Raw genomic sequence first — 21,270 nt, 5'->3', positions numbered from 1 at the left:
TATGAACATTGTTCACTAAATGGCCTGCATGCGATACGGAAAGTGCAAAAGGAGTGCCAAGAAGCTTCTAGCAAACTTCCTCTCTAATTGACGGCGTTTCTGACGTCCGTCTGAAATCCTGGTGGGCGAATCCGCACATAAATTGTCAATGAGTGAACCATTCCGCCCGCTCCCACCGATGCGCGGGTCCGTCCATGATGCTCGATTGCCGACGAACAAGCTCATGATCTAAATGAACCCAAGCGCACTTCGAGATCGTCGGGGCAGCGTGCCATAGGCAAAGACAGTACGGAGAGTTAGTTTACTTGTTGGGGCTGGTATTCTCGATCCGTGGTGATCAGCCACTGATCAAATTCGAATCCGTCTTCGCGCATCGAGAACTCGATCGTGTGTCGACCAGGTTCTTTAATATCGAGAAAGATCTTGTAAGGCTCTCCACAATGATTCTTGGCGGTGCGCTGTTTGCTTTCCCAACGCCAGCTGTTCTTGCCTTGGCACCACTGCATACGTTGACCACTTTCTGGCCACTTGCCATCTAGGCCAACATGAATACCGTTGTCTTCGGACCCCGTCGAGTAAGCACGAACCCAGACGTAATATCGGCCCGGGTTTGAGATTTGAACCGGATACGTAAGCACGGCGACCGTGCCGGGCTCATTGGCAAAACTCTCGCCTTCAACCAACTTGTCGTCATGTGTCCGCCGGGTATCTGGTAAGACCTCTAGATAAGCGTTTCCGCTGGCATCTTTCCAATGGGCATCGTCCCCATCTGGCGTTACGTCTATCGAAACCCTATTTGAGATAAGGTGAAATGCGCGATGTTTCGTTTTTTTCTGATCGGTGAACGCTTCAGCCTCCACGATCAGAAGGCCGTCTTTCTCAAAAGAGACGGCGTCACGGTCCGCCGATAGCGATGTGCGACTGAGAATGTCGCCGCCAAGGGCCAGAAGTAGCATAGGAAGAATCGAAAGGGAGAGTCTTCTTAACATGGCGTGGGGCTCGTGTTTCAACGTCAAATCAAAGTGATGGTGGATCTCGTTGGGCGAGAATTATCCAAGGTGGTCAGCAATCGCAGCTGCGACGTCGCTTGTCGTGGAGTTGCCGCCAATATCCTGAGTCTTGACGCGGCCTTCCTGGAGCGTGCGGATGACGGCCTCTTCGATCAATACGGCAGCTTGCTTGGCATCGGGATCTTTGTGTTTGTCTCCCAGCCAATCGAACATCATTGCGGCGGAAAGGATTGTTGCGATCGGGTTAGCTAAGTTCCGGCCAGCGAGGTGGGGGGCCGAACCGTGTGAGGGCTGGAACAACCCATGCCTTGGGCCAATCTCTGCGGAAGGAGCCATGCCAAGTCCGCCAACCAGCCCCGCACCAAGATCCGAGAGAATATCCCCAAATTGATTCTCCATCACGAGAATATCGTAAGCGCTGGGATTCTGTACCAGATAAAGCGCCATCGCGTCGACGTATTGGGCATCGAACTGAACGTCGGGATATGCCATCGAGGTTTCGGACATCACTTTCCGAAAAAAAGCAAAGCTCCGAAACACATTGGCCTTATCGACGCAAGTAACCATTCGCTTACCGTCTGAGGGACGGCCTGATCGTCGGCTGGCAAGTCTAAATGCGAACTCGGCCAGACGGGAAGTAGCGTTACGAGTAATCACAATCGAATCGGTCGCGACTTGATCGTGCACCACGCATCCGCCGCCGAACGAAGCGAAAAGGCCTTCCAGATTTTCGCGTAAGATAACCAGGTCAATGCTCGCATCGCTCTTCAGCGGAGTCGGTACGCCTGGGTATGACTTGACGGGGCGAACCGCCACGAAGAGATCCAGTTCTCTCCGTAGTCCCATCATCATTTGCGGCTGAACTTCGGTACCGTCAATTTGGCGCACGTCCGGCAAGCCAATCGCGGAAAGGAGCACGGCATCGGCACTTCGGCACGCCTCGAGCGCGGCCCTTGGCAGGACCTCGCCCGATTTTCGATAGTGCTGAGCGCCGGCTTCATGGGTTTGCAATTCGATGCCAAGGTTCGGGAGTACCCTTGGCAGGCTATTCACGATATGAACAGCCGCATCCATCACCTCGGGACCTATTCCATCCCCAGGTAGGAGTGCGATCGTATATTTTTTCTGGAGGTTTAGACGCTGTGCCGATACGTCACCAACACTTTCAATCACGAGGATGACCTTTCAAGTAGATCTTGGCATTGTTCTGGAGTAAGGGAGCTGGCCTTTTCATTTTTGAGAAGCAAAACAAGTTTGGCCGTTTCCTCCATTTCCTCGATTCCGGCGACCGCCGAATCGAGAGTTGAGCCAGAGAAAAGTGGACCGTGATTTGCTAGTAGCACAGCCCGGTATTGTGAAGCAATCTTGCCTACTGCGTTTCCCAACTGCGCGTCACCAGGTGGATAGTACGGTGCGCGAAACACGCGTCCCACCTTCATGACGAAGTAGGCTGTCAGAGGTGGAATGACATTTTCCGGGTCAACATCCTGAAGACAGGATAAGGCAACCGAGTAGGTAGAATGCAGATGTACCACGGCATCATCGCGTTCTCGCGCACCATACATGGCCAGATGCAAAAAGGCCTCTTTGGAAGGCTTATCTCCTTCCAGCAGCGACCCGTTCAATGACACCTTCGAAATCCGTTCCGGATCGATTTTTCCCAGCGAACAATTGGTCGGCGTGATCAGCATTCCGTCAGGCAAACGTACGCTTATATTGCCGGATGTTCCTACGCCGTAGCCACGATTAAAGAGAGACTTGCCGTACTCGGAAATCTGTTCGCGCAATTCACGTTCGCTCATGGAAGCATCTCCAAGGCAGAACGGAAGAAGTGATCGTCTCCGAAATTGCCTGACTTGAGGGCGATCGCCAGCGCTGGATCGTCTATTGTTTCCATCCATGGGACGCCTGGAGCAATGGCAGGACCAATCCGAAATCGAGTCGCGCCGAGCGCTCGTACAACCGCACCGGCAGTTTCACCTCCGGCAACGATCAACTTGCGAAGTCCATCGGCAACCAAGGCGCGGGCCAGGCAGCCCATCGTTTCTTCAATTGCTGCGGCAGTACGCTCAATACCCAGTTGGCTTTGAAGTGATTCGACTTGTTCTGGTGGTGAGGAACTGAAAATCAATGCGTGGCTGTTGGGCAACTGCATCTTAGCCCAATTAACGACTACATCGACCGTCAGGTCACCACGAACCAGCGCTGCGACATCCAAACACAAGGAAGGCCATTCACTCGGCCAGGACTTCACCTGTTTTCGCGTTGCTTCCGAACAACTCCCCGCAAGCACGAGAGCGTTGCCGCTAGCCGATGGTGGGGCTGCCTGGCATCGCAGTGATGACGCTTTGCCCACCTTTACGTAAGATCGTGGTAACTTCAAGCCAAGGCCGGAGCCGGAGGTGACAAGCGGCAACTCTGCTGCCACATCCGCAATGACTTGGAGATCGGCATCATTAATCGAATCGATAACCAGCAGTCTTTTCTGTTGGCTGAGGTTGACGTCAATCTCCTTCTCGATCGCGGCAGGGCCGCAGGCAACGACGTTGTGAGGAATCAAGCCGACACGATATTGCGATTGACGCTGAAGCACCAACGTCAGATCGGACGCCTTCATGGGGTTAAGTGGATGATTCTCCATACCACAGCGGTTGAGCAGCTTTCCCTTAACGAAAAGGTGGCCGCAATAGACGGTTCGTCCGTTCTCAGGCGTTGCCGGGCAGAATAGCGTGTAAGGGGTCGCAAGAGCTTCCATCAATGCTTCGGCCACAGGACCAATGTTCCCTTCGTCGGTCGAATCAAACGTTGAACAGTACTTAAACAAGAATTGCGTAACGCCACAGTTTTGAAGTACTCGGAGCGCCTTGAGTGATTGTGCGACCGCCTGCTCTTTTGGCAAGGAACGTGTTTTTAAAGCAATAACGACCGCGTCTACTGCATCAACATCCTTCAACTCTTGATGCTCTCCGAACCAAAGCTGCGTGCGCATGCCGCCAACAGTCAATGCACTCGCAAGATCGCTGGCACCTGTGACGTCGTCGGCAATGCATCCCAAAATTGGCGGCATACAGTTGGTTTACCTGAGGGGCGTTTGTGTGTTGGATTGGATCGCGATGGCTCGTACCGGACATCCATCTCCGCTTTCGATGCGTAGAGGAAGGGTGATGAATTCAACTTCATCGCGAGTCAACTGATCGAGATTGGTCAGTCCTTCGACGATGACGATGTTGCCTTCGAGGAGAATCCGGTGTACTTCCGTTAACTCATCCAGATTGTTTACGTCGGCAACGGATGGCGGTTCCACGCCAACAAGTGCGACCTGTTTTTCAACAAACCATCGAGCGAGTTCTGGGGAGATTCGCGGAAGTTCATTGCGATACTTGGACGTCCCCAGATTCCTGTGCCAGTCAGTGCGCAAGAGCACGCGATCCCCTGCATTAATTGTCCCGGTAGCTTCCGTTATCCGCTCTACCGTGAGTAGTTCTTTGGGAATGACCGGCGTCAAGTCGATGACTTTTGCCGTTCCAATGAAGGGTTCAAGTGGCATCTGGTCGATGCTTGTCCCCTGCGTTAGGAAGTGTTTCGGAGCGTCCATATGCGTTCCGCAGTGGGAATACAACGAAATCGTTGTCGCGTTCCAACCATCCTGGTCAACCGTCTTGCATGCTGTAATCTCGGCTCCCGGCAGACGGTTATTTATCGGGATGCTTAAGTCAATGATTTGGCGGCTGGGTTGGTGATGCTCGATACGTACTGGACGATTTCGTGCGGCAGAGTCATACGCGGACTCCACGATCCGCAGATTGGCAAGATAGTCGTTACCACTGGTCTCAAAGAGATTGCCCGTTTGTAGGCAGTCTATGAAGTGCCTTTGGGCTGCCAGTACGCAGTCCCCCGCGAAGCCGGTTCGTGGTGCCTCGAATTCGTGTCGTTTCGGGGTGTCTCCGAGTCGGGCGACGGTGATTTCACCTTCCTCATTGACCCAGATCGATCCCTCGTTGCCTTCGAGAACGAATGTGCCAAAGGTATAACGAGGATCAGTGCAGAGCGATTCGTTGTACCTATTCGCATCCCAGGTACCCATTGCTCCGCTGGCAAAGCGAATCAAAAGGTGAACGGCGTCTTCTCCCTGAATAGCCTTGTTGAGACGCTTCGTCGTGCAAAACACTTCGTCGATCTCACCGGCAAGGTAACGGAACGTATCGATGAAATGGACGCCTGTCTCTTGAATCAGGAATCGCTGCATGTCTCGAAAGTAAGGTTGTCGACCAAGGTAAGCTTCGTCTCCCCAGCCGTCTCCCAGACGAGTGTGGCAACTGATCGTATGCAATTGGCTACCAATCACTCCCGCATCTAGCAGTGACTTGACAGCGCGATGCCAAGGCTGGAAGCGAAAGTTCTCGTGGACCATGAGGCGAATGCCAGATCTTGCGGCAACGCTTACGATTCGCTCGGCGGTTTCCAGGTTGGGGGCTAAGGGCTTTTGGCAAATCACCGGCAAGCGATGTCGTGCCGCCATCTCCACGAGATCCAAGTGGGAACTAGGAGGAGTTATGATGTCGACGAAGTCCGCTCGCGCCGACGATAGTGCCTCGTCCAGTGAGGTGTAGGTGCGCGCAACGGCAAACTCGCTTGCCATCGCCTTGGCGGCTGATGAGTTTCTATCGCAAATTGCGACAATCTCCGCGTCTTCCATCCGTCTCCACGCGTCGAGATGGAAGCGAGAAAAGTAGCCTGCACCGACGCAGATTCCTTGAAGCGTTTTCATGAGACGCACATCACCTTCTCGGCCGTACGGCTTTCGACCGGCTGCAAGGATCGATGCGGGTTCACTCCAAGCCATGCCAAAATGGCTATGACACTTAAGCCGGCCGCCAGGAAGAAGAATGGGACATTCGACCCGGTCCAGGCCGCCAGGTAGGGAAAGGCAAGCGCCGTGATGAACGAGCCGACATTACCAGCCATGTTCATCGTGCCAGAAACGACGCCTGAATTCCGCTTGCCAATGTCGATGCAGAAAGACCAGGACGGAGCCAAGGTCATATCGGCACCAAAAATGGCTAGACTGAAGAAGAGGATTGAACTCCAAGGGGAATTCGCCCAGACACCGCAGACAAGGCCAATGGCTGCGCAAGCAAAGCCTAGTATTGCCGGGCCTCTGCGAGACCATGTCCAACTTCCATTACGGTAGATTCGGTCGACGAGCCAACCTGATAGCCAGTTTCCCATTGCTCCGCAAATAAGTGGAGCTGAAGAATAGAGGCCAGCTTCCAAGGTGCTCAAGGAGTAGGTCTCTTTAAGGTGCGGGAAAAGCCACGTGAGGCAAAAGAAGAAGGTGAAGTTCGAGCAGAAGTATTGGAGCGAAATAAGCCACATATTTCGTGAGCGGAGCATCGCGTTTGCGAGGCCTTGATCCGTTGCGTGATCCTGCTTCGAGGGAATCTGACGTGTGGCCAGGATTTCGTCTCGCTCCCACGAAGCAATAGTGGGATGCTCTGCAGGATCATCGCGGAAGAACCAATACCAGCCAATTGCCCAGAGGAAACCGACCACCATCAAAAGGAGAAAGCAGTTACGCCAGCCGAGGGATGCAATCAACATAGCGATGATAGGTAGCGCGAACGCCGCCCCGAGCCGTGAACCCGAGAAATTGATTCCTTGAACCAGCCCCCGATTATCCATGGGAATCCAGGAGAAAACGGCTCGAGACATGCCTGGAAACGCTCCGGCCTCTCCCGCGCCAAACAGAAATCGGGTAACCAGCAAGGGAACAAAGCCAAATACCAATCCAGTCAAACCAGTAAAAATCGACCACGAGACGACAATTGCCGCGAGAATCCTACGAGGTCCGAACCGATCGGCCAACCAGCCACCAGGCGTTTGGAACAAGGCATATCCCAACGCGAACGCCGACATCGCCCAGCCCATCTGCTGGCGGCTTAAGAGAAGATCGTTCTCCATCTGAACTGCCGCTGCCGAGATACAAATTCGATCGACATAAAGCAGAACCGACAACGCGAACGTTCCTCCGACGATCATATGCGTCCGGCGGATATACAACGAATGCTCCTTACGTGAAACTGAATCAGCTCGTCGAGTCGTAGATTACTGAGGAAGTTTGATCTCAAAGTTCTTTTGAGATTCTTCAATGGTGACTTTGAGAGGTGGATTCTTTTTAAAGTACTTGACGACGTTCTTTTGTAATTCCGTCGGGGGAACGCTTCCGTCGTCCGTTGGCGAAACCCAGTACGCGCTAATCTCTTGCGGACCCGGTTCAATTCCATATTGGTCGATGCTGTATTGCATGCGGAACTTGCCGTTCTCGTCGGTGGTAGCCTCACTGGCACGTCCCCCTTGCGGTTTGAAGGAGACAATCATTTGCGGCACCGGCTGACCCTCGTAAGTAAGAACCCCTTCAACCGGCACTACGTCGTACTTTCCACCACCACAACCTGCGATCGCGATGAGCCCAACGACAACGATTGCCCACCGTATTTGAAAAGCCATATTCATGTAAATTCTCAGCATATGTTCGGTAAAAGCAAACTGGGAGCGACTGATTTAAACCGCCCTCAGTGACATGAAAGCCTCTAATAGTCGCCGACCGGTGAACCATCGTTGATCGCGGCAAGACGCTCGGTGACGGTGTTGATATTTCCGTCTCCGTCGCCCCCGTAGGCCCATTCAATCGTCTCCGGAAGGAATCGGACAGAAGCGTCACCCAAAGCGACATTGACACCGCCAGGATGCTGGCTGGAAAGCCCTTCCTGACGCGACCACAACTGCACCGAGTTATTGTCAGGATTGCTGAAGTTGATTCCGCCTTGGGCGCCATTGATGGGGCCTCGGAAAGTGAACCAGATGTCCTCATGGCAATCTTCGTGGCTGCCGGCCAGGCAACCGACCCACGTACCTGGATAGAATCGAATATTACCCTTCAACGCATAGGTGCGTTCTCCAAGCATCAACGTGTTGGTCGTGCCATCGGTAATATCGCGAAAGGCCAGGGCTGAGGCCTGCGAACCACCCCCTGTATAGCGGAACATGCCGGTAGCGATTCGGTTGTACTGGCCGTTATCCCAGACGCGGGAACGATTGTGCCCGAAGCACCCGTTATAGTTCGATTTTGGAGCCAGATTGGCTGGTGAAGATTCGTACGGATTGCCGCCCGTTCGCGAGAACTTGGAGCTGTCGTTGACTTCTGGTCCGGCATCGGATGGGCAAATGAACCCATCGAGCACCAAGGACTTATTGTCTAACGTAATGCCCGTCGAGGCACTCTTCTTGACGTAGTCGTCCAACGCGATTTTGCCAACACCCAGGCGATCTGCCATGTTCTGCTGTTCGATGAATGGAAGTAGTAGTGCGCCCCAACCCCAACTTGCATTCCCTTGATCTCCTGCCCCGGTCGAACTGTTGGCTACCGTGATGGCACCAGCGGGCAGCGAACCAAAAGTATCGTGGTAGTTATGAATTGCCAGTCCCAACTGCTTGAGCTTATTGGTGCACTGCATTCTGCGGGCGGCTTCACGAGCTTGTTGAACCGCGGGGAGCAGCAGCGCGATAAGAACCCCGATGATGGCAATCACGACAAGCAACTCGACTAAAGTAAAACCTCTACGAGACATAAGATGAACTCCGACTTAAGAAGATAGCGAATTCATCAGAGGGCATTATGGCGAGTCAAATCGGAGTGACTCGCCAGAGGCCCTCTGACAGGAGATGAGAAGAGTTTTGATAAGTTAGTTCAACGCGATGAGTTGTCGCAAACGGCTTACCTGCGCAACACGGCGAGCCAGTCTTGGCTGGCGTCCTCGGGGGGATTGCCGAGTGAGACAACCGTCCCCCCTTTGACCTCCGTGACGCTTCCAGGTTGTAGCTTTCCTCCGGTACGAGGATTAAACCAGCTGACTTGATAGGCCTGGTTATCCTTGGTGAGGTCGAGCTTGGCCTGACCGCCTGCGCCGAGGTAGGCGAGATAAATGGTTCCTGGTTTGGCAAAACAATACGTGACTTTGGAACCAGAATCACTTTCCAGTCGTTGGTCCATGTTCTTCATATCCCAGAAGGGGATGTCATTTTGCTGGAAGAAATCCAAGGCGATTCGGCAGTAATCCCACGACTTGTCCCGGCTGCGGAAGTCTTCGCAGACCAGGTCGTTCTGAGGCAGTTGGTAGCCGAAGTAGTACTCGACGCCTGCTCCCCCTGCCATTAATGTGCCCCAAAGCGTTTGCTTGCGGATGTCGTGCAGGTCGTACTGCTTGCCGTTTTCACCGGCCTTGCCATCCTTTCCTTCATATCCAGGATCAGCGGGAACGCCGAACGATGCCGGGCCTTGTTCGTCGTTGGCACAGACCCAAGGTCGGCCTGCCTTGTCGGATTCGGTTACCCAATGCAAGGTTCGTTGGTGAGCCTGGTTCCAGCCATTTTGCAGCGATACCCCAGTTAGCACGGATTGGTCACCGATCAACTGGGAGTAGACCTTGTCCTGTTGATTGGGAAACGTATGGATCACGATATGGTGATCGTAGGGATCGACGTCCTTGATGTACTTCGCCATGTCGCGTTGTTGCTTGGGAGTTTGAGTGTTCTCTTCTCCCAGGTTCCAGTTCAGTGCAAGCTCGTGGCCGAATCGGGCAACCAGTTCACGGCAATACAACTTTCGCTCCGGCCCCAAATCTCCTTTGTTTAGTGATGTGGGCACGTTGTCATCCATCTCGGTTTCCTGCATTTTGAAGTGCAGGTAAACACCCTTGGACTGCGCGTGATCGAAGACGATTTGCCACTGATCAAGCTTCGAGCAGTCGTAGTGAAGTTGATCGTCGCGAGCGACGAATGGCCAAACGTTGTCGCCGTCGCCGCCGGCGTTATAAGGAAGGAACGAGACGACATTACAGCCCTTGTTGGCGATGTAGTTGACGGCTCCGATCATTCCCTTTCCTTTGCCATTTTTCCAGGTGGGATCTCCTGCGTTCCAATCCTTGACGTGTGCCTTCCAGGTTTTCAGGGGGACGTTCTTCTTCTTGGCAATGGTGTCGTCGAAGTCCTCATAGGCGAGAAACGTTTCCGGGGCATCAGGGCCTGCCTTCAAGAAGTATTCGCCTGATCCGGCAAACTGAAGGTAATGCTTGCCCACGTAAGACAGACGACCTTTGCTACGAAAGTCTCGACCACCCTTGTCACTCGGGGCAATTTCGAAGCTTCCGGAAACACCGTCGAACGGAGGCACCGGTTTGGCCTTAGCGGAGTCGTCGACGGCCGCGAGATCACCTTGAACGAAAGAGATCTTATAGGTCCACTTGCCAGGCTTGTCGGGGGACAAATGGGCTCGCCATTGGTTGCCGGATTTTGCTGAAGTCTCGGCGGCGTTGCCGTCTGCCGCGAAGTAGCCAGGCACCCGATAGTGAGGGCTTCCCGACTCATGTTGGAAATCGACCGTCATACGGTAATCGGTAAATGGATTGGGGCTTGAATCCGTTTCGTGGGCTCGTGGACCATCGGTGGTGAGCGTCACTTTGTGCCAGGCCTTCAATTCCCCGTCTATCGAGGGAGTGTCAGCTTGAACAGAGTGTAAGCCCACAAAAAGCACGGCGAACACGGCACCCGTGAACGTAAGATACTGCCGCGTCGAAAGCCAAGTAGGTGGAGTAAAACGGCGATGAGGCATTTCCGAGAATCTCCGAGAAGTTTGATGGGAATGGATTGACCTTGATTGTAGACAACTTTTAAATTTGAATATCTCAAATAATCCAAAAACATTGTTAGGATATACCTAATGATGGCGATCGGACGGTTCAAGCTTCTCTTCTGATTTTTCAAGGTGTCCCGACGTGATCCCTTCCGATGTGGATAAAGCCAACGAATTGGTCGTCCAGCAGTTGCGTTCGTTCTGTTTGGTGTATGAGAACCACAGTTATGCCACCGCTGCCCGTAAGACGGGGCGATCCGTACCAACCTTGTGGGAGCAGGTTCGATCGGTCGAGAAGCGCTACGAGGTTGTTCTATTTCGTCGCAAAGGGCGCAAGATCGAACCAACCGCATCGGCAGAGGTGCTTTACACTTCCCTTCGACCACTACTGGCCGGGATTGATTCCACCTTTGAGAGGATCCGCGAGTTCAACACGCTGGGTGCGGATACGGTCACGCTGGTTACCGGCGTGAGGATGATGTGCGAAGAGCTTGGCGCGCCCCTGGCCAAGTTCCACAAAGAACTTCCCCAGGTTCGTTTGCGTTTGGTTCATGGCGACGATGACACGGCGGTGCGCATGATTTCGGAGGGCACCGCCGACCTGGCTTTGACACTGGAGCGTGGTCCGGAACCGAAGGATTCGTTAGTGACCAGCGAACGTGCCTACACGATTGATTACCTGGCCATTTTTCCGGAGGATCACCCGCTCAACCGAAAGAAGAGGTTAGGCCTTGAAGAGTTGATTCGGTATCCGATCATCATCGGCCACCGCGCAACCTCGGGCCGTGTATTGTTCGAGCAAACGTTGCATCGGGAAGGGCTGACTACCAAATTGAATATCGCGGCGGAGACAGATAACAGCGCGTTTACCATCTCTTGTGTCCGAGCTGGTATGGGAGTGGGTATCGTGGCCGGCCAGGCGGTCGAGAGCCCTCTGACATCCCGGCTCGCCAAGCGATCGTTGTCACATTGCTTAGGACAGGCCTACATCGCATTTCGACGAAAGAAGGGACGAGAGCCGACCAAAGTGGTTCGTGCGATTATGGATTTAATCCAAGAGGATCTCGCCTAACGCGACGCGCATTGCCCAAGTGACTTCCGGTTCCTACTGAAGGACAAGCACATACTTGGCGAATCAGTCACAGGAGGACATTACTTCCCCGAGGCATTCCAGCCTGGGTGAGGTACGTGAGCTGCGTCCATGTAACCCTCTAATTTCTTCACCACGTCAGGATGCTCACCCGCAACATCGTGCGCCTCACCTACATCGGTGGACAGATCATAGAGTTCAAGCTTTCCACCGGGCCACGCATTGTTAACCCCTTTCCATTTTCCTGCTCGAACAGCTCGTTTGCCCCCGCGTTCGTAGAATTCCCAATAGAGGTATTCGTGAGTTCGTTGCTTTGCGGCATGACCTGTGAGGGTGGGAACGAAGCTGATTGAGTCGAGTCCTTCCTTGGCCTCTACCCCGGAAAGCTCGCAGCATGTGGCCATCAAATCGCCGAAGTAACCAATGTGATCGGAAACCTGTCCTGGCGCGATGGTTCCCGGCCAGCGAACGATCATCGGGACACGAACTCCACCTTCGTAGAGATCACGTTTCATGCCTTGGAGTGGCCCGTTGGGGTCGAAAAGATCAACCGTGTGGCCGCCTTCATTGTGAGGGCCGTTGTCGCTGGAGAACATCACGACGGTATCCTTGGCAATTTGCAACCGATCCAAGAGATCGAGGATTCGACCTACATCGGCATCCATACGCGTAATCATCGCGGCCTGGCCTTTGTCTTGGTCTTTCCAATCCTTGTCGGCGTAGATTCCAAAGTCAGGAACTTCCTGCCCGTTGCCTGTTCCTCGGGTCCCTTCGTTGTTGGCGTGAGGAATCGTCAAAGACAGGTAAAGAAAGAACGGCTTGGCTTCTTGCTTCGCTTGCACTTGGATGAAGGCCATGGCATCGTCAACGAACAAGTCATGACTATAGTCAAGCTTCTTTGTTGCCCAGCCGCCGCGGAATCCTCCGTAGGAGCGATCATTCTCGTGGACGACGTTTCGCAAAGGGACTTTCTCTTCATTCCGCCACAGGAACTCCGGATAGTAATTGTGGGCATGGACTTGGTTGAGGTAGCCGAAGAAATGATCGAAGCCCTGGCGTCGTGGCAGACCTTTTCGCCCACCGGGAGCGTCATCTCCCAGACCCCACTTGCCACACAATGCGGTGGCATAGTTCGCTTGCTTCAAAGCTTCCGCGACGGTGAAATCTTCGTCCCGCAGCGACTGCCGCGTCATGTCCGGCCCGCCTGCATTTCCGCGGACATGGACATGTCCCATATGCAGGCCTGTCATAAGCACGCAGCGTGAAGGCGCGCACACCGTGCTGCCTGCGTAGAAATTCGTAAAACCCATCCCTTCGTTCGCCATACGATCGAGTCTCGGCGTTTGAATCAGCTTCTGACCGTAGCAGCCAAGCTCGCCGTATCCGAGGTCATCGGCCAAGATGAAAATGATGTTCGGACGAAGGGGCTCTTCTGCCTGAATGGTACTAATCGAAACGAGCAGGAATAGAAAAGCGAGGGGGGCAGATAGCTTCATCTGGGGCTGCCTATCGTGGAGGAATTTGCACTCGCCAGGCGACTTGTCGACGACGAGTGGTGCTACTGGGTTGGATTGAGACTTGGCAATTCGATCAAAGCGTCGCGATCGCAAGTCAAATCGCCATCCATTAGTTTTAACTCAGCCATCTGTAGAAAGGAAATCTTCTGTTCGACCGTTCGCTTTTCCGCCGGAGGGGAGGGGTAGGGGCGATTCGGTTCCGTATGGTAGAAGATGAATGCTCGATCATCGACAACGGCGACGCTTGGATGCGACGACTTCGACATGTAAGAGCCGTATTAGATAACGAAGCACAGATGAGGGGCACGATTCGATCGGCGGTATCGGGACATAGATGACACCGCCAAAGGAGAATGGGCCGCGAGATCGTGGTCTTGCAAGAACAGCCTGGCTTTGTCGCGACTGAGTGAGATCGTGCGTCCGAGAACAAACACATTCGATGATGAATGCTCGCGGATAGCGATCTTCCACTCACAAGCCAACTAGAGGTTGTGGTGGGTCACAACCTCTAGCCGTACGACTTGCTTACAGCCAATTCTTACGGCTCGATCGCATCAAGCGTCGTTGCCGACAAGGCCGCCTCGCTAGGTAGCGGGGGCAGGCTGTCTTCTTCAGGCGAGAGTTCCTCAGGCATGTCCTCGGGCGTTGGGACGTCGATGACTTCGCCTGGCAGGTAAGGGGTCGTCAGGCAGCGAATGTCCTTGTAGGTCGTACCTTGGCTGGTGAGTAGGTAACCACCACCCAATGCCTGGTAAGCATTGACGATCGCCGAGAGCTGCTGCTGCTTGGTTTCGATCAGGTCAACGCGTGCTTCCAGCAAGTCTCGTTGCGAGAACAGAACGTCGACGTATTCCGATCGGGCATTCTGGAAGAGATTCGTGGCAACTTCGACCGACTGTTCGAGAGCCGCGACCTGGCTTTGCTTGATTTCCACGCTCTTGCGGTAGTTCTCAACCTTAGCCATGCGATTGACCACTTCGGTATAGGCGTTCAAGACCGTACGCTGGTAATCGTAAACGGCTTGCAACTGCCGTGCATTCGCACTCTGATATTCAGCCCGGATGGCTGCCTTGTTAATTAGAGGAGCGACAAGCTCACCGGCCGTGCTGGCGATAAAGGCGCCCGGATCGAACAGGTATCGAGGGTTGAATGCCTCGTAACCAACACTCGCCGTGATATCAAATCGCGGGAAGAACTGGGCTCGGGCGACTAAGACATCCAGACCGGCCGCGGAAAGTTCACGCTCGGCGGCGCGAATGTCGCGTCGATTCTGCAATAGCTGAACAGGAACGCCAACGCCCAGCATGCTCGAGTCGAGATTGACAAAGTCCCACGAGGTTCGCTGAACCGGCTGAGGATATCGACCGCAAAGGAAGTTGATTTTGTTTTCGATCTCGATGATGTCCTGCTGCACGATCAGAAGCTGGCTTTCGTTCTTGCGAACTTCCGCGATAAATCGCTGGACTGCCAGTTCGGTGCCGCGGGCCGCTGCCTTCTGAGCTTTGGCGACTTCAAGACTTTGCTTTTGAATCGCGATCGTTTGATTTAAGTAGACCATTCGCTGATCCAATGCGGTGAGTTCGTAGTAGTTCTCGGCGATCTCGGCGACAAGGCGCGTCACGAAGTAGTCTCGCACTTCCACGGCCTCGGCGTATCGCTGCATCGCCGCATCGCGGGCGTTTCGCAGTTCGCGCCAGATGTCGACCCGCCAGAAGAGGTTCGCCGTCAAGCCGACGTTCGGCAACGGATCAGGAAACTCGCCGCCGCGAGGAGTGAGGAGTTGTTCTTCCGCGGCACCCAGCGGAGTCCATTTACTGGTCCGATCAAAGCCCCCCTTCGCCCCAACGCTGACAAACGGAAGGTATGCACCACGGCGAGCCAGGATCTCGTTGCGAGCGACTTGGATCTCTTGGTTGCGAATCTTCAACTCCTGATTGGAAGCCAGGCCTTCGGCAATGAGTTGGGCTAGTGCCTGGTCGTTGAAGAACTCGTAGACGCCAACGTTGGCTACGTTATCCGTACTCGTCTTTCCTTTGTAGTCGGTGGGAATGTACGGGTTGGGATCGACGCAGCAGAGCTTGGGAATGCCGCACCCTGATAACCATGGCAGAGTGAAACAAGCAATCAAGGTTACAACAAGGTACGTCTTAGCCCGCAAGATCGCTTTCTGCGCGCAAGAAGATCTCGGTCTCATGTGTGAGCCCTTTATGGCGTCATGCCAATTTGCAACATCAGAATGTGAAGTGTGGGGTTATGCCGCTTCGTCCACGAATGGTCCTCGGACCCCCGGCGCAGAAAAAGCCACATAACTGCTATCGACAGAAAATCGATACCATTAGATATATTGCTCCCCTGCCGCTTCGAACGGACTTAAATTGCCCAGTTTTACATCTGGGTTTGGGGGATGCATAGGGAAACTGCGAGGTTCGCCTTCTGCATGCCATTAGCAGAGCACCACATATTGATAAAAAAAGCCTCGCTACACGCAAATTGTGTAGCGAGGCTTTGTGCTCGAGTTGCTAAAACAGTTACCCAGACGACTAGAAACCTTGATGCTCCCCGTGTGGGTTTTCTCGTTCGAAAATCTCACTTAGCGGCTCGTCGTGCTCGTCGCGAATGAGTTTCTTTCCGTCCGAAATTTTAGCGAACAGGTAATATAGACCGGGAATAACGAGAACGCCGACCAAGGTACCTAAGAGCATACCACCGACCGCCGTCGTACCGATCGTTCGGTTACCGATTGCACCAGGACCGGTTGCCCGAACCAAGGGAATCAGACCTGCGATAAACGCAAACGACGTCATCATGATCGGGCGGAAACGCAGCTTGCTACCATCGATGGCAGCATCCTTGATGCTTAGGCCTTCGTGACGGCGCTGGACCGCGAATTCAATAATCAGAATCGCGTTCTTTCCTAAGAGGCCCACGAGCATCACCAAACCAATTTGGGCATAGACGTCGTTGGCCAGTCCCATGGACTTCAGGAACAAGAAAGATCCAAAGACACCGATGGGCAACGAGATAATCACCGCCAGCGGCAAAAGGAAGCTTTCGTACTGCCCGACCAGCACCATGTACACGAAGATGACCACGATCAGGAAGATCCAAATGGCTTTGTTTCCTGCTTTCGCTTCGTCGTAGGCAAGACCGCGCCAGTCGATATCGAAACCGTGGGGCAAGGTCTCGGCAGCCACTTCTTGAATGGCCGCGATTGCTTCACCACTACTATAACCAGCAGCCGGTGCCCCTTGGATAGGAGCGGTCGGGTACAAGTTATAGCGGCTGATTTCGTTGAGCCCTTGCTTCTTCTCAATTCGCATGAAGGAGGAATAGGGGACCATTTCCCCTTCCTCATTCTTCACGAACATGTTATCCAAGTCTTCCGGGTAGCGCCGGAACTCAGGCGCTGCCTGGACATAGACTTTGTAGAACTGGCCAAAGCGGACGAAGCCCTGTTCCCAGGTACTACCGACGACGATGGACAGGTTGTCCAGGGCATCGCGAATCGAAACCCCTTTCTGCATGGCCACGTCGTTGTCGATGATGATCTCGTACTGCGGATAGTTCGCAGCGAAGAAGGTGAACAGACCTTTGAGTTCCTTGCGTTGCTCGAGGGCAGCCATGAACTTGTCCGTTTCCTCACCAAGCGCCTGGTAGTCGCCGCTGTTGGTTTTGTCTAACAAATTCACCGAGAAACCACCCGCGGCACCAAAGCCTGGAACTGCCGGGGGCTCAAAGAATTCGAGCTTCACGTTGGCGATCGCCGTGCCGCGTTTTTCAAGTTCCTCGATGATTTGCTTCGAGGTACGTTCGCGGTCGGCCCAAGGCTTCAAGTTAATGATACAGGTACCGGCATTCGAGCCACGACCTTCGGTAAGAACTTCATAGCCGGCAATCGATGAGACGGAAACGATTTCGTCCATCTCTTTACAGATGGCCTGCAGTTCGTGGCACTTGGAATTGGTGTACTCAAGCGTCGAACCTGGCGGCGTCTGCACGATGCCGTAGATCATCCCCTGATCTTCCAGCGGAATGAAACCGGTTGGAAGAACCTTGTTGACGACCAGAATCCCATAACTGAAAAGGCCGATGACTACGATTGTAAGAATACGTCGTGTGACGACCAGGCCGACAATACCAACGTAAGCTTGGGTCACCTTTTCCACGGCTCGGTCGAACATGTGGACGAAAATGCCGATCGGTCCACGCTTCTTTTCTTCCCCTGGTTCACTCCCGGAAAGAGCGGCCCGGAAGGAGAAAATCGCCAGGACGGCGGAAATGCCGCCGATGATAATCATCCGCAGTGGCGTCAGCTCTAGCTGCTCCGAAATCACCTCGTGAACGATCTCGACATGCAGAAGTTCATAGATGCCATAACCGGTCGCCAGTCCTAGAACGATCACCAACAAAGCTCGCGGGATGAACGCATAGCTGCCGGCCATCTTCTTCAGCACTCGGTTGACGAAGCCTGCGATACCGCGTTGCGGGCCTTTACGATGGATCGGCTTGAGGATCATCGCACACAGCACCGGAGTCAAAGTCAAAGCCACCACGCCAGACAGAATGATGGACATCGCCATCGTCAAGGCAAACTGTCGATAGAAAACGCCAACCGGACCAGGAATGAAAGTAACAGGAATAAACACGGCGGTCATCACAAGGGTAATTGCAATAATCGCACCGCTGATTTCGTGAACCACTTCCATGGTGGCCTGGTAGGGCCCTAAGTGCTTGGCGTGCATTTTTTCGTGGACGGCTTCCACCACCACGATCGCGTCGTCCACCACCACGCCGATCGCCAGCACGAGCGCGAACAACGTAATCAGGTTGATCGACATGCCAAACATCATCATGAAGAAGAACGTACCGATCAGCGACACCGGCACAGCCAGGGTCGGAATCAGCGTACTGCGGAAGTCTCCCAGGAAGAGGAACACCACCAGCGACACGAGGATAAATGCTTCAAACAGCGTATGCAGCACCTTTTCGATCGACGCGTCCAAGAAGTGAGAGACGTCGTAGGTCACGGCGTAGTCCATGCCGGGCGGAAAGGAGTCCTTCTTGATCTCCTCGATCTTTTCCTTGACCTGTTCGATAACGTCCGCCGCGTTCGAGCCGGGCGTTTGCTTAAGCACGATAGCCGCCGAAGGCAAACCATCGATATCGGAGTAAAGGTCGTAGAAAGAAGACCCCAGCCACACGTGAGCGACGTCGCCCAGCCGAAGGATTTCCCCTTCATCGGTCGAACGGAGAATGATCTGACTGTACTCTTCCGGAGTCTTGTATCGTCCCACCCAGGTGAGAACGTACTCGAGCGTTTGCGACGTCTGGCCGGTTGCCTGGCCAAGTCGTCCCGGAGAACCGATCATACTTTGCTCGTCCAGGGCCTTCATGACGTCTTCGGCGTCGACTTTATATGCCCGCATGCGGTCAAGATCTAACTCAACGCGCATGGCATACGAGCGGTTACCGAGAATGGAGGCCTGGCCCACGCCGGGAATACGCTTAATCTCGTTAAGCACGTTGACCGTGGCGTAGTTGTACAGAAAGTTTTGATCGAGATTCGGGTCTTCACTAAAGACGTTCACGTACATCAACATGCTCGGCATGTTCTGCATCACGATCACGCCTTCACGTTGAACGATCGGCGGAAGCTGGTTCATCACCATGTTGACGCGGTTATTGACGTTCATCACCGCGACGTTGGGATCGGTGCCAGGTTCAAAGACGATCTGAATCGTGCCTTCCCCAGCACTGGTGGCGTCCCCCATCATGTAACGCATGTTGGGCACGCCGTTGATGGACTGCTCCAAAATCACCATCGTCGAGTCGATCAGGATTTTGGCGCTGGCACCCGGGTAGCTAACAGATACCCGGACGCTCGGCGGAGCCACCGAAGGAAATTGGGAAATCGGGAGCGAAAAAATCGCCAAGCCGCCCATAAACAAAATGAGCAGCGAGATCACGATGGCCAATGCTGGCCGATGTAAAAACTTAGTAAACATGACGGAGGGCTCCTTATTCCGCGTGGTATTTCAGATTGCCGAGTACGTCTTCCGGCGCTTGGAATTCGTACTCAATGTGGTCACCGTCACGCACCTGTCGGATGCCCTCGAGAATGATCTTATCTCCCTCTTGAAGTCCTTTCTTAATCACAAAAATGTCGTCTTGTTCACTTTGGATTTCAATGTCGCGTTGGTGAACGATGTTGTCCTTGTCGACGACGAAAGCGTAGCGTTTGGCCAAGATTTCGTACGTTGCCCGCTGAGGAATGACGATCACGTCCTTCAACGTGCGGTGAATGAGAATGGTCCCGGTTTGGCCATTGCGAAGGAGACCCGTGGGGTTCGCGAAGTCTGCCCTGAAAGCGATGTTCCCGGTCGTGTTGTTGAAGTCGGCCTCGATGGCACCAATCTTGCCCGGTTGCGGGAAGATCTCGCCGTTGGCCAGCTTCAATTCAACTTGCAAATGCTCTTCACCGTTACCGGCGGCTTTGTCCAGGTCCAGCTGTCGTTTGTATTCGAGATAGCGCGCCTCGGGCACATTGAAGTAGACCCACATCACGCTGTTGTCAGAGAACGTGGTAAGGACTTCTCCTTCTTCCACCAGGCTACCAAGCTGAACGAGCTGACGGTCGACGATCCCTTCAAACGGGGCGCGCACGTTCGTGAAATTCAATTCGGCCTCGGCCAATGCGACTTTGGCTTTGACCTTGGCCAGTTCTGCCTTCTTGATGGCCAGTTCCTGGGGCGAAACGATGTTCTTGTCCAGTAGGTTCTGGGCATTTTTCAGTTCGATTTCAATGCGGTTCGCCTCCGCGATTTCCGAATCGAGTTTGGCCTGGTACAGCGTGGGGACGATCTTAAACATCAAATCCCCTTTCTTGACCAGCTCACCTTCGTTGATCCGGACCTCTTCCAGGTAACCACCTTCCAAGGCGCGAATCTCGATATGCTTGCAAGAGTGAATCTGGCAGACATATTGCTGGGTGCTAATGACGTCTTTACGTATAGGACTCGTCACGACGATTTTGTGAATCGCGTGATGTCCTCCTTCACCGTGCGACTCACCATGAGAATCGTCATGCGACTCGGCATGGGAATCTTCGTGTGACTCCGAGTGCGCGGCCTCATGGTGCTCTTCATGGGATTCTGCCATCGACTCGCAGCCGGAGATGAGTACCAGCGAAAGCAATGCCAGCGCGAGAGCCGCTGTGGTTGTAGTCTTCATAGGGTTATCTGATACCTCTTATCTAAGAGAAATGACCCGGACCATGTTGGCGGGATGTGGGGAATTGGCGGTTGGTCGCTTGGGGGTGATATCTCGATCGTTCCCTAACGAGCCCACCTCGGCACGACACGTGTGTCGCCTGCCACGCAATGAAGAGCGATGATCAGGCCACGCGCGTTCGACGCGAGTGCTTTTAACTTGGGGGGCTATGATGGGGCACAGAAAGACAGGTCTCGCTCAGCTGTCATTCTCGACGGAAAGAGAGACTGTTTTAGATCGCGACTGCACTAGGCAGCAGGCGGCCCACGAAGGAGGTAACTAGTAGTTACCCGATCCGAAACATCAGGAGTCGGCAGGATGTCGAGGCGTGCTGAGGGGACCTCGATGTAGGGCGTTACCAGGTCAGGCGTCGTCGCAAAGAACGCGATCTCTGCCTTGACTTCGGTCTGACACTCCGAGAGTTCGGCACATTCAGAATCAGCGGAATGCGGATGGCTCGGCTTGCCATTAGGTAATTGGTGAATCTGCGAAAGACCACCAATGATCAAGACCGCGTAGAGCACAACCAGGAAGGCCTGCCACGGTTGGCAGCGACTGGACAGAACCTCAGGCTTGGTTTTGCCGTTTGACAAAAGATCCCCACAAGCAGCTTTCGCTAACCGTCGGAGGGTGTCAACTTGAGGGCCAAAACCAAACACAATAGACTCGATTCTGCGGCGAAGATGTGTAACTCAG

Annotated in this window: 16 protein-coding genes; 1 reads left to right on the top strand and 15 read right to left on the bottom strand. The window is 53.9% G+C overall.

Going from position 1 to position 21,270, the window contains the following annotated elements; translation table 11 throughout:
- Positions 1–296 precede the first annotated feature (296 nt).
- The 9 genes from Pan97_RS13765 to Pan97_RS13720 all read right to left on the bottom strand — a co-directional run bounded on the left by Pan97_RS13765 (position 297) and on the right by Pan97_RS13720 (position 10,677).
- Positions 297–1,010 carry a hypothetical protein gene (locus Pan97_RS13765; RefSeq protein ID WP_196782102.1) on the bottom strand — a complete coding sequence of 238 codons (714 nt, stop codon included), beginning with the start codon at positions 1,008–1,010 and terminating at the stop codon, positions 297–299.
- 39 nt (positions 1,011–1,049) lie between these two features.
- Positions 1,050–2,183 (bottom strand): isocitrate/isopropylmalate dehydrogenase family protein, encoded by a 1,134-nt coding sequence (locus Pan97_RS13760; RefSeq protein WP_196782101.1) that lies wholly within the window; start codon positions 2,181–2,183, stop codon positions 1,050–1,052.
- Entirely contained in the window at positions 2,180–2,812 is a 633-nt protein-coding gene (gene otnC / locus Pan97_RS13755; RefSeq protein WP_144973432.1) for a 3-oxo-tetronate 4-phosphate decarboxylase, read from the bottom strand. Before otnC ends, Pan97_RS13760 begins: the two co-directional genes overlap by 4 nt.
- Positions 2,809–4,077, bottom strand: a complete 1,269-nt coding sequence (gene otnK, locus Pan97_RS13750) for a 3-oxo-tetronate kinase (protein WP_144973430.1) — start codon at positions 4,075–4,077, stop codon at positions 2,809–2,811. Before otnK ends, otnC begins: the two co-directional genes overlap by 4 nt.
- Positions 4,078–4,086: 9 nt before the next feature.
- Complete coding sequence (locus tag Pan97_RS26850) at positions 4,087–5,778, bottom strand: cyclase family protein (protein WP_196782100.1); 1,692 nt, start codon at positions 5,776–5,778, stop codon at positions 4,087–4,089.
- Positions 5,775–7,070, bottom strand: a complete 1,296-nt coding sequence (locus tag Pan97_RS13735) for an MFS transporter (protein ID WP_196782099.1) — start codon at positions 7,068–7,070, stop codon at positions 5,775–5,777. Before Pan97_RS13735 ends, Pan97_RS26850 begins: the two co-directional genes overlap by 4 nt.
- A 45-nt stretch (positions 7,071–7,115) precedes the next feature.
- A complete protein-coding gene (locus Pan97_RS13730; protein WP_144973428.1) occupies positions 7,116–7,523 on the bottom strand; it encodes a carboxypeptidase regulatory-like domain-containing protein in 408 nt (135 codons plus the stop codon).
- Positions 7,524–7,600: 77 nt separating this feature from the next.
- Positions 7,601–8,638 carry a DUF1559 domain-containing protein gene (locus Pan97_RS13725; RefSeq protein WP_144973426.1) on the bottom strand — a complete coding sequence of 346 codons (1,038 nt, stop codon included), beginning with the start codon at positions 8,636–8,638 and terminating at the stop codon, positions 7,601–7,603.
- A 146-nt stretch (positions 8,639–8,784) separates the two neighbouring features.
- Positions 8,785–10,677, bottom strand: a complete 1,893-nt coding sequence (locus tag Pan97_RS13720) for a DUF5060 domain-containing protein (protein ID WP_144973424.1) — start codon at positions 10,675–10,677, stop codon at positions 8,785–8,787.
- Positions 10,678–10,840: 163 nt separating this feature from the next.
- Here Pan97_RS13720 and Pan97_RS13715 point away from each other — a divergent pair, with 163 nt between their 5' ends.
- Positions 10,841–11,770, top strand: coding sequence for a LysR family transcriptional regulator (locus Pan97_RS13715; protein WP_144973422.1), 930 nt, complete (start codon positions 10,841–10,843; stop codon positions 11,768–11,770).
- 80 nt (positions 11,771–11,850) lie between these two features.
- Here Pan97_RS13715 and Pan97_RS13710 read toward each other — a convergent pair whose 3' ends face one another.
- From Pan97_RS13710 to Pan97_RS13685, 6 genes are all read right to left on the bottom strand, one after another.
- Positions 11,851–13,284, bottom strand: a complete 1,434-nt coding sequence (locus tag Pan97_RS13710; protein ID WP_144973420.1) for an arylsulfatase — start codon at positions 13,282–13,284, stop codon at positions 11,851–11,853.
- Between the two features lie 62 nt (positions 13,285–13,346).
- A complete protein-coding gene (locus Pan97_RS13705; RefSeq protein WP_144973418.1) occupies positions 13,347–13,571 on the bottom strand; it encodes a hypothetical protein in 225 nt (74 codons plus the stop codon).
- A 272-nt stretch (positions 13,572–13,843) separates the two neighbouring features.
- Complete coding sequence (locus Pan97_RS13700) at positions 13,844–15,463, bottom strand: TolC family protein (RefSeq protein WP_241676303.1); 1,620 nt, start codon at positions 15,461–15,463, stop codon at positions 13,844–13,846.
- 382 nt (positions 15,464–15,845) lie between these two features.
- The gene (locus tag Pan97_RS13695; protein WP_144973414.1) at positions 15,846–19,310 is read right to left on the bottom strand and encodes an efflux RND transporter permease subunit; all 3,465 of its coding nucleotides are present in this window, start codon (positions 19,308–19,310) and stop codon (positions 15,846–15,848) included.
- A 13-nt stretch (positions 19,311–19,323) separates the two neighbouring features.
- Positions 19,324–20,535 (bottom strand): efflux RND transporter periplasmic adaptor subunit, encoded by a 1,212-nt coding sequence (locus Pan97_RS13690; RefSeq protein ID WP_144973411.1) that lies wholly within the window; start codon positions 20,533–20,535, stop codon positions 19,324–19,326.
- A 287-nt stretch (positions 20,536–20,822) separates the two neighbouring features.
- Complete coding sequence (locus Pan97_RS13685; protein WP_144973409.1) at positions 20,823–21,167, bottom strand: hypothetical protein; 345 nt, start codon at positions 21,165–21,167, stop codon at positions 20,823–20,825.
- Between the last annotated feature and the right edge of the window lie 103 nt (positions 21,168–21,270).

It is taken from the genome of Bremerella volcania, from assembly GCF_007748115.1.
In the GTDB taxonomy this organism is placed as follows: Bacteria; Planctomycetota; Planctomycetia; order Pirellulales; family Pirellulaceae; genus Bremerella; species Bremerella volcania.
Note: the sequence above shows the minus strand (reverse complement) of the source record. Positions and strands in the feature narration are given on the sequence as shown.